Source organism: Streptomyces sp. NPDC090442 (assembly GCF_044769405.1).
In the GTDB taxonomy this organism is placed as follows: Bacteria; Actinomycetota; Actinomycetes; order Streptomycetales; family Streptomycetaceae; genus Streptomyces.
In genome coordinates this window covers 157,822-166,819 of the sequence record NZ_JBIVXW010000008.1, presented here as the reverse complement: position 1 = coordinate 166,819, position 8,998 = coordinate 157,822, and the positions used below count along the sequence as shown (strand labels likewise).

General features: G+C 68.3%; 9 protein-coding genes. 3 read left to right on the top strand and 6 right to left on the bottom strand.

From position 1 onward, the window contains the following. The coding region (locus ACIQU6_RS08905; protein ID WP_403480946.1) for a peptidoglycan-binding protein at positions 1 to 1,146 on the bottom strand (1,146 nt) is incomplete at its 3' end. A gap of 427 nt (positions 1,147 to 1,573) precedes the next feature. After that, entirely contained in the window at positions 1,574 to 2,164 is a 591-nt protein-coding gene (locus ACIQU6_RS08900; RefSeq protein WP_403480945.1) for a TetR/AcrR family transcriptional regulator, read from the bottom strand. Positions 2,165 to 2,249: 85 nt separating this feature from the next. Between ACIQU6_RS08900 and ACIQU6_RS08895 the strand changes: the two genes are divergently transcribed. Beyond that, positions 2,250 to 3,005 (top strand): class I SAM-dependent methyltransferase, encoded by a 756-nt coding sequence (locus tag ACIQU6_RS08895; RefSeq protein ID WP_403480944.1) that lies wholly within the window; start codon positions 2,250 to 2,252, stop codon positions 3,003 to 3,005. A 489-nt stretch (positions 3,006 to 3,494) separates the two neighbouring features. Here the strand turns inward: ACIQU6_RS08895 and pip are convergent, their stop codons facing one another. Further along, positions 3,495 to 4,466, bottom strand: coding sequence for a prolyl aminopeptidase (gene pip / locus ACIQU6_RS08890; protein WP_403480943.1), 972 nt, complete (start codon positions 4,464 to 4,466; stop codon positions 3,495 to 3,497). Positions 4,467 to 4,861: 395 nt separating this feature from the next. On the opposite strand from pip, the gene ACIQU6_RS08885 reads away from it, so the two are divergent. Continuing rightward, on the top strand, positions 4,862 to 5,440 hold the full coding sequence (locus tag ACIQU6_RS08885; protein WP_403480942.1) for a methyltransferase family protein: 579 nt from the start codon (positions 4,862 to 4,864) through the stop codon (positions 5,438 to 5,440). 71 nt (positions 5,441 to 5,511) lie between these two features. Here the strand turns inward: ACIQU6_RS08885 and ACIQU6_RS08880 are convergent, their stop codons facing one another. The 3 genes from ACIQU6_RS08880 to ACIQU6_RS08870 form a co-directional block, all read right to left on the bottom strand. Further along, positions 5,512 to 6,330 carry an SAM-dependent methyltransferase gene (locus tag ACIQU6_RS08880; RefSeq protein WP_403480941.1) on the bottom strand — a complete coding sequence of 273 codons (819 nt, stop codon included), beginning with the start codon at positions 6,328 to 6,330 and terminating at the stop codon, positions 5,512 to 5,514. 155 nt (positions 6,331 to 6,485) lie between these two features. After that, positions 6,486 to 6,884 carry a GNAT family N-acetyltransferase gene (locus ACIQU6_RS08875; protein WP_403480940.1) on the bottom strand — a complete coding sequence of 133 codons (399 nt, stop codon included), beginning with the start codon at positions 6,882 to 6,884 and terminating at the stop codon, positions 6,486 to 6,488. A gap of 143 nt (positions 6,885 to 7,027) precedes the next feature. Beyond that, positions 7,028 to 7,891 (bottom strand): LLM class flavin-dependent oxidoreductase, encoded by an 864-nt coding sequence (locus ACIQU6_RS08870; RefSeq protein ID WP_403480953.1) that lies wholly within the window; start codon positions 7,889 to 7,891, stop codon positions 7,028 to 7,030. Positions 7,892 to 8,354: 463 nt separating this feature from the next. Here ACIQU6_RS08870 and ACIQU6_RS08865 point away from each other — a divergent pair, with 463 nt between their 5' ends. After that, the gene (locus tag ACIQU6_RS08865) at positions 8,355 to 8,723 is read left to right on the top strand and encodes a hypothetical protein (RefSeq protein ID WP_403480939.1); all 369 of its coding nucleotides are present in this window, start codon (positions 8,355 to 8,357) and stop codon (positions 8,721 to 8,723) included. Positions 8,724 to 8,998 lie beyond the last annotated feature (275 nt).

The following is an 8,998-nucleotide window of genomic DNA, read 5'->3' as shown; positions in this document are numbered from 1 at the left end:
GTAGAGGGTGCCGCTGCCCCAGCGTTCGTGGCCGCCGGCGTCGTAGGTCTTGTCCACCAGGGTCGCCTTGCAGTGGGAGAAGACGTTGGGGCCGGACTGGCGGCCGTAGGTGGAGAAGGCGTGGATCTTGGCGGCGGTCACCGCGCAGTCCTGGACGAGGTTCTGTTGGCCCTGGAGGAGGTATGCCTCCGAACGGGCCGAGGAGTCGGTGGTGTTGAAGTCCAGGGCCTGGGTGTGCAGGACGGAGATGCGGCGGCTCTGCGGGCCGAGGAAGGTCTGGCCGGTGCCGCCGAAGTGGCGCCAGACGACGTTGGTGATCCAGGAGTCCTGGACCGCGTTGAACTCCCAAGGGGCCGCGTTGTAGAAGGACTTGGCGTAGTTCGGGTCACCGCTCATCGCCTGGCCGTCGAGGGAGAGGTTCTCCAGGCCGACGTGGTCGATGCGGGGGAAGGCGTAGCGGTACACGGTGGCTTGGGTGTACTGCTTCTCCAGCGCCGTCGTCAGCGGAACGTCGAAAGACACCTTGTCGCCGTGGATCGCGGTGATCTTCCGCTCTGAGCGCAGGCTCCAGTTGGGCTTCCAAGCATTGGTCATGCCGATGGCATCGATCCATGCCTGGGTGGTGGGGCGCTCCACCACCACCTCGTCGCCGACGTTCAGCCCGGTGGTGTTGCCGAGGGTGAGGGTGGTGGAGCCGACAGGCACGTACTCGTCGGTGACATTGTGCACGGTTCCGACCGTGGTGTAGCGGGACTTGTTCCCGAAGGTCACCAGCGTTCGTACTGACGGCCGGTCGGCCACCAGCGCCGTGGAGCCGGTGCCTGCGCCGCGCAGGACCACGCCGCTTGCAGGGATGCGTAGTTGCCCCGCGATGTGGTACCTGCCGGCCGCGAGCTGGACCGCGCCCCGGATCCCGGTGCCGTCCTGCGGCAGGGCCGCGACCTTGTCGATCGCCGCCTGTACCGCTGCGGTCTCGTCTGCCTGGCCCGGTGCCGGGACCGTCGCCTTCACAGGCGCCTTCGGCAAGGCCACCCCGCCGCCTCCGTAGCCCGCGGCGGAATAGTCAGGGATCCGATTGCCCTGCGCGTCCTGGCCGTAGGCCAGCCGTCCACCCTTCATGCTCAGCCAGTCGACGTGTGAGGACACGACAGGGGAGGCGGCGGATCCGACCGAGCCATGCGAGGTCCCCTGGGTGCAGAGCTGCGTTGCGGTCAACGCTGCCGCGGCACATACGGCGGCCGTCACTGCGTACGCCCTCCGGCGCTTCCGTATCCGACTTCCGACCGGTATCACGGGCATCTTCCCCTCTTTCCGTGGGCCCCGCGGTGGCACGGTGCCGCCGCGAGCGGAGCCCGTCTGACGTCTTACTCACGCATTCAACCGGGGCGATGGTTGCCAAAAGGTGGACGGAACTCGGTGAGAGCGTGTCCGGGGGCAGGGCTGATCTCCATGCCGAGCGGCGGGTGGAGGGCCGCGGACGGCGAGCGAGGGGCTCGGTCCCGGTGCGGTGACTCGTCGCCAGGCGTCCGCGCTGGCTGGCGATTTCGTGTCGGCGCGTATCGGGCTTCCGCGCCTACGGCGTGGACGTGGTCGTCCCCTGAAGCACGGTGTCGAGGATGAGGTCGATCTCCTGTGGGCCGGGTGGCTGACCGGTGAGCAGGTATGTCTGCAGTATCAGCGCGGGGCCGGTGCGGGCGGCCAGTGGGTGCAGGGCGTCGGGGGCGAACTCGCCGCCCTGCACGCCCTCGTGCAGGATCGCTTCGATGTGTTCGAGGCGCGGAGCGACGATCCGGTCGGCGAACAGGGCGCGCAGTTCCGGCTCGCGCAGCACGTCGACGATGAACTCGATGCCTGGTATGAGAGTCCGGCCTGCCAGTACGTCGCTGAAGGCGTTGAGGGCCTTGGCGAGGTTTTCCCGGGTCGAGCGCTCCGGGTCTGGTTCGGGGAGCGGGGGCAGGGCGTAGCGCAGGGTGTCCAGAACCAGAGGCTGTTTGCCTGGCCAGCGCCGGTAGAGCGCGGCCTTGCCGGTGCCGGCGCGGGTGGCGATGCCCTCCATGCTGAGTCCGCCGTAGCCGTTCGCGGCCAGCTCGTCCAGCGTAGCGACGTAGATCGCGTGCTCCAGTTCCGTACCTCGGCGACGGCCGGGGTTCGCGCTCTCTGCCATGGGGCCAACAGTAGACGCTGGCGTTCCTTCCTGCCTACACTCTTCTTAAGGAACGACCCCGTCTACTAGAAGAGGTGAGGGTTGGATGGCCGATCTGCATGACGTGCGCGACCAGCAAGGCGGCCGGGATCCGGTGTTGGACTTCGAAGCGGCGTACCAAGGGCGTGAGATCGCCTATGTGACGGACGCCCGCCAGTCGGACCTCATTCCGTGGCAACTGGACGCGCCTCAGCCGTTGATCATGGAGCTGGAGGCGGCCGGCGAAATCACCGGCCCGGTGTTGGAATGCGGCTGCGGGCTCGGGGACAACGCCCTGTTCCTGGCCGACCGCGGCTATGACGTGATCGCTTTCGACGCCGCGCCCTCCGCGATCGAGCGCAGCCGGGCCAAGGCCAGCGCCACCGGAAGCCCGGCGACCTTCACGGTCGCCGACGCGACGGACCTGCACGGCATCGCGACCCCCGGCGGCTTCCGCACGGTTGTCGACAGCGCCATGCTGCACTGTCTGGACGCCGATCAACGACGGGCGTATCTGGCCGGACTGCGTCGCGTGTGCGCGCCTGGTGCGAGGCTTCATGTCCTCTGCTTCCGCGGCGAGTTGGCCGAGCATCTGAAGATGCCGGCCAAGACGGACGAGCACAGCCTGCGCGAGGCTCTCCGTGACGACTGGACGATCCGGCGCATGGAGCCCCGCCGCTACACCACCGGCTTGACCTGGCAGGAATGGCAGAGCCTGGTGCCCGCCGTATCGGAGGCCGCGGAGTCGGACGATGCCGTGTCTGTTGACCAACACGGCAAGGTTCTCCTGCCGTTCTGGCAGATCACCGCTGAGCTGAGCTGAGCTGACCTGATCGGGAGCGGCCGATCAGTGGGGATTCCCTCGGCATGTCTGTCGGCCTGTCCGAGGGCTCCCCGATGTCGGTACGCGATCCACCGGCACACGATCCAGTCGTGCGCTTCGTGCGCTTCGTGCGCAGGGCCTGGCGACGCGGGGCGCCGCGCGCGTCCGGAGCGTTCAGACGGCGATGGACTGCGACGGCGACCGCGTCAACGCCCTCGTCGTGGCGGTACGCCCCAGGCAGTCAGCATGACGGTGGATGCCTGGACGCCTGGTTGCTTGAACACCTGGGGCTACCGTTCCGGTCAGCCACGCTGCGGCACCGATTGTCGGCATCCAACGAGCCTCATGGCTTTACGGAATGCCTCCAGAGCGGGTCGTTGCGGGTCGAAGTTTTGGGCGTGGCGCTGGAGGTCGAGAGCCGCTGGCGGGAGAGGGGAGGGCGGAGTGGGGTGAAGTGCAAGGAATTTGGCTGGAGTCGGGGCGAGCAGATTACCGGTGCTTGAACTCCTCGATGGCTGCCCGGCTTGTCCGCTGCATTGCCTCGCTTCCGGCGTGGCCGGAGTCCTCGACGATGTGGAGCCGCGCGTCCGGCCACACCTTTGCCAACTCCCACACCGTCTGGACCGGGCACCCCATGTCCTGCCGGCCGTGCACCAGCACTCCCGGAATTCCGGCCAGCTTGTGGGCGTTGCGCAGGAGTTGGTCCTCCTCCAGCCAGGCTCCGTTGCTGAAGAAGTGCGCACAGATGCGGACGAACGCGATCCGCGCATCGACCTCTCGGTTGCTGTACATGTTGGGCACGCCGTTGGGCTCGTTCGAGATGACGGCGTCCTCCCAGGCGAGCCAGTCGGCGGCGGCCATTTCCCGAATCGCCCGGTCAGGGTTGTCCATGAGCCGCGCGTAGGCTGCCAGCAGGTCACCGTCCCGCTCGTCCTCGGGTACGCCGTCACGGAACCGGTCCCACGCCTCGGGGTAGAAGCGTCCGGCGCCCCGGTAGAGCCAGTCGATCTCGCTGCGGCTCGCGGTCGTCACCGCCGCGAGGGAGATCTCAGTGACCCGCTCGGGATGCTGTTGCGCATAGGCCAGGATGAGCGTCGATCCCCAGGAGCCGCCGGCCAGCAACCACCGTTCGATACCGAGGTGTTCGCGCAGTCGCTCCATGTCGTCGATCAGATGCTGTGTGGTGTTCAGGGTCATGTCCGCCGTCGGATCGCTGGCGTGCGGGGTGCTGCGGCCGCAGTTGCGCTGGTCGAAACGGATGAGACGGTAGCGCTCGGGGTCCCAGGCACGTACCGGCCGCTGTGGCGCGCCCGACCCCGGGCCGCCATGGACACTCAGTGCGGGTTTCCCCTGGGGATTGCCGAGCTGTTCGTAGTAGATGCGGTTGCCGTCTCCGGTGTCGAGAAAGCCCTCGTCGTAGGGGTCGGTCGGAGGGTACAGATCAACCGAGTTCTCAACCATGTTTCCGACCGTGCTCCCGACTGTCTTTTTGACCATGGTCGTCGATCTTACGGAAGATCGTGGTTTGGGCGGGTGGATTTTTTCTCAACCAGGTGTGCTGATCGGGGTGTTGGATCAGACGGGGCTTGGGACGTGGGCCGGGTGCGGTGTCGGCGTCGGTGTCGAGATCGGAGAGGGGGGCTCGGTTGACGGAAGCGGGGTTCGGCTGGCCGTGCACGAGCTCGTGGGGATGCACAGGGAGCCCACGGTTGAGGTATGGGTGGGGCGGCGTGGCTCGATTCTCCACCCTGGCTCCACCCTTGAGTTGAGCCGCTCCACCTGGGTTGGGTGCGATGGTGACGTCGTGCGAATTCCTGGCAGGGTAAGGGAACTTGGGAAGGTCGGGGGGTGCTGCGATGTACCACGCTGTGAACACCGCACTCATCATCACCATCTGGCTCTGGGCGGCGGCCGAGGCCCTGCTCCAAATTCGGCAACGCGTCCGCAGTGAACGAACCGAGCGAACCGAGTGGATCAGCCTTCTGCTCTTCGCGGTCCTGATCGGCGGCGGGGTCGTGTTGGCGGCGCCGATCCGGCACGCGTTGCCCAGCATGTCGTACTCAACGCACGCTGTGGGTGTACATACGGCGGTGCTGCTCGTGGCGTGGGCCGCGTTGGGGTTCCGGTTGTGGGCCATCGTCACGCTGGGGCGTTTCTTCCGCGGCACCGTGCACATCCAGCAGGGCCATCAGGTCGTCACCGCGGGCCCGTACCGATGGGTGCGGCACCCCGCCTATACCGGGATCCTGATCGCCGGCCTGGACCTCGCGCTTCTGACGGACAACGCGGCGTCCGCGCTGGTGATCGTCGCGTGTTGTCTGCTCGCACTCGGATACCGGATACGCGTCGAGGAACGGATGCTGCTCGACGCGCTGGGCGAGGAGTACGGGGCATACGCCGCCCGGACCCGCAGACTGGTGCCCGGTGTGTGGTGAGGCCGCCGAATGGGTTCGGCGGTGGCATGGCCGACGCGGCGGCGGGCTTCTGCCGGGGCGGGCTGCCGCACCTACGGCTTGCGGGCCAGGCCCCCTACGATGAGCCGTTCCCAGACCGTCAGGTCGCGCTCGGCCGGCCCGATGCGGGTGAGTCCCTCCGTCGTGTCCGGCCGCCACAGGGAGCTGGGGACGATCCCCGGTTCCAGGACCTCCAGGTCGCCGAAGAGGTCGCGGATCTCCTGGTCGGTGCGCCACCGGCCGCGGCCGAAGGTGGCCTGCAGCACCGCCTCGGCCTCGGCGGTCTCCGGGTTGCCGCCGCTGCGGAAGTGGGAGATGAAGAAGTAGCTGTCGGACGGGACTTGCCGCTGCCAGTAGTCGACGATGGAGCGGGGGTCCTCGTCGTCGTTGATGTGGTGCAGGATGGCGCTGTGGATGACGGCCACGGGCCGGTCGAAGTCGATCAGGTCGATGGTGTCCGGGTGTTGACGGATGCTGTGCGGGTCGCGGACGTCGGCCTGGATGACGCGGGTGTGGGGGTTGTCCTCCAGAAGGGCGCGGCCGTGTGCCAGGACGATGGGATCGTTGTCGATGTAGACCACGCGGGCGTCGGGGATATGGCGTTGGGCGACCTGATGGACGTTGTCCGCCGTCGGCAGCCCGCTGCCCATGTCGATGAACTGCTCGATGCCCGCCAACGCGAGCTCCCGCACGGCGCGTACGAGGTTCTGCCGGTTGGCGTGCGCGATGGCCACCGAACCGGGCAGGTCGCGGGTGAACTTGTCTCCTATGACGCGGTCCACGTCGTAGTTGTCCTTGCCGCCGAGGAGATAGTCGTAGACCCGGGCGATGCTCGGCTTCGACTGGTCCACGCCGGAAAAGCCCTCGGCCATGACAACTACCTTCCTGCCAGCGGAGATTCTGGCCAACATCGTAGGGGAGGGAGAGCATCTTGGGCGATTCGTGTGGATGCCGGCGCCTCTCCGGGCTCCGCTCAGCCCTACGTCGTGGTGATCCTGCCGACGCTGGGAAGCGCCGGGCAATTCGTTCAGCGCAGGGCGATGAGTCCCGCGTTGGTTGGTGTGAAGCCGCAGGCGTCGACGTAGAAGGGGCGTAGGTGCTGCTCGAAGTCGACGTGGAGCCATTCGCAGTCCGCCGCGCGGGCGTTGCGGGCCGCGGTCGCCACGAGCTCGGTTCCGACGCGGGTCCTGCGCAGGCCCCTGGCGACCATGGTGTCGAGGACGAAGGCATGGGCGCCGCCGTCCCAGGCGACGTTGACGAATCCCACGAGCCTGCCGTCTTCTCGGGCGCAGACCCAACCGAGGCTGTGGCGACGCAGTTGTGTCTGCCAGTCGATCGGTATCGGGGCGTGGCTGAACGCCTCCCCATGGAGCGTGTTGACGGCCTCGTTGTCGAAATCGCCTCGCCATGCGTACGTGAGCGCCATGGCCGCATCGTAGGTCAGGTGGGGGTGCGCCAGCGGTTGCCCTCGCGCAGCTCGCCCGGTTCGTCCGACCTGCCCAAGCTGTCCGACCGTGCAACTCGCCCAGGAGGGAATGAACTTCGGATCGCCGGGAGGCGAACGACGCTTCAGAGCGCAGGCGGCCCCGCCTCGATACGGCGCAGCACTGGGGGCAGGCGGTCCAGGTCGGGGCCGGTTTGGATCTGGCGCTCGTCCCACCAGGTGGCGCCGGCGTCGCGCAGTGGACCGATCACGTCCCTGGCCTTGGCCGCGTCCGGGGGTGTGGCGCCGCCGAGCACGAACTCGAAGGGGCGCCCGGCCGCGACCGGGCGGAACGTGTGCACGTAGTCGACCAGTTCACGTACCTCCGCCACGTCGGGCGCGTGCCCATGCCGGGCCGTCTCGAACAGCGGCACCGCGCCGTCCCACCGTGCCGCACGCCGCATGGGTGCGCGCCGCGGCCAGAAACCGCCGATCCACACGGGGGGACCGGGCTGCTGCACGGTCGCAGGCAGCAGCGTCACGTTGCGGACCTCGTAGTGTCGACCGCGGTGGTTCACCGGATCGCCGGACCAGAAGCTCCGCAGTAGTTCCAGGCCCTCGTCCAACCGCTCGGCGAGGAGGCGCGGGTCGGCGGTGTCGCCGAAGCTGCGGTATTCGTCGTCGAGCGGACCGCCCAGGCCGGCGGCGAAGATCGCCCGGCCGCGGCTGAGGTGGTCCAACGTGGCTACCTGACGGGCGAGTTGCTGTGGGTGGTAGCGGGGGACGGGCGTCAGCAGTGTGCCGAGCCGGATCCGGGAGGTCGCCAGCGCGGCCGCGGTCAGCAGCATCCAGGGATCTCCGAAAGGGCGCCCTTGGTGCTGCCGGTGCAGCACGTGGTCCCAGACGAAGAGTCCGTCCCAGCCGGCTTGTTCGGCGGCGGCCGCAACGGTCGCGACGTTGCGGGGGTCGGCGAAGTCGCCGAAGTTGGGGATGTTGATGGAGAAGCGCATGCCAGCAAGGATGCGCATATGGTCGGGTAAGGGCAATGGGGCGCGGCTGCCGTCGGTTTGAGGGTGGTTGAAGGGGAACGGCGTGACCATGACCCCGCCAACGGCACGATCGTCCACGGGTGCCTCGGAATTCGGGGCGATGGGCTCAGGGGAGTAGCGGTAGGCGGGCAGGCAGGCGTGGTGGTTGGGGCGGTCGCGTGCGCGGATGGGCTGGTGGTCGCGCCGGGTGGCCCAAGCCCAGAGCACGGCAAGCCCGCCGAGGAGTCGCGCTGCCGCGGTGGTCATGGTGCATAGGGCACTACATCGGGCATGCCGGGAAGTGCCAGAAGTCTCGCCAGAAGGCCAGACTTGCGGCAGTAATGTCTGATTCCGCACTGGGGGAGGGGAGGCCGTTCGACGATGCTGAGGAGCCAGCCGGCCGGGCGATCGATGCTCAGCCGGCGCCACCAGGGAGGGGACCTTCATGCCAACCATGCTTCGTCGCGCCGCTGCCCTCGCGGCCGGCACCGCCGCGGCGGCTGTGCTCACGGTCGGTGTCGCCAGTGCCGCACCCGCCAGTACCTGGGCCGGATGCCCGGACGGCGCGGTCTGCGTCTACCCGCAGGACCAGGACCCGGCTGCCGCGCCGAGTCTGACCTTCTGGAGTTACGGCGCGCACAACCTCAGCAACCAGTACGGAAACCACTGGGTCCTCAACAACCAGTACGGCGGCGCCCACGCCAAGCTGTGCACGGGCTACAACGGCACCGGCAACTGCTACGGCGACATGGCCCCGCAGAACGGTTGGTGGGCCGACCTCACCCCGGTCAACTCGATCGTGCTGTACCAGTGAGCCACCCCTCTTCCCGGGCCCGCGCGGGCCCGGGAAGAGGCATGCCCGGGTGCTCGTGAGAGCGGGCCGCCGACGTGAGTGCGCTGGGTGCTACCCCGACTGCCGAGCCGGAACCGGAACCCCTTGCCCCGAACGTCGTACGCGTCATGGACAACCGCATTCGGGTGCGCGAGGCAACGGCAGAGGATGCGGCACTGCTGACGGGCATACACACCAGGCCCGCAGCGCCTCCTGCGCCGCGGGTGGGTTGGCCGTGGTGGAAGCATGCCTCGGCC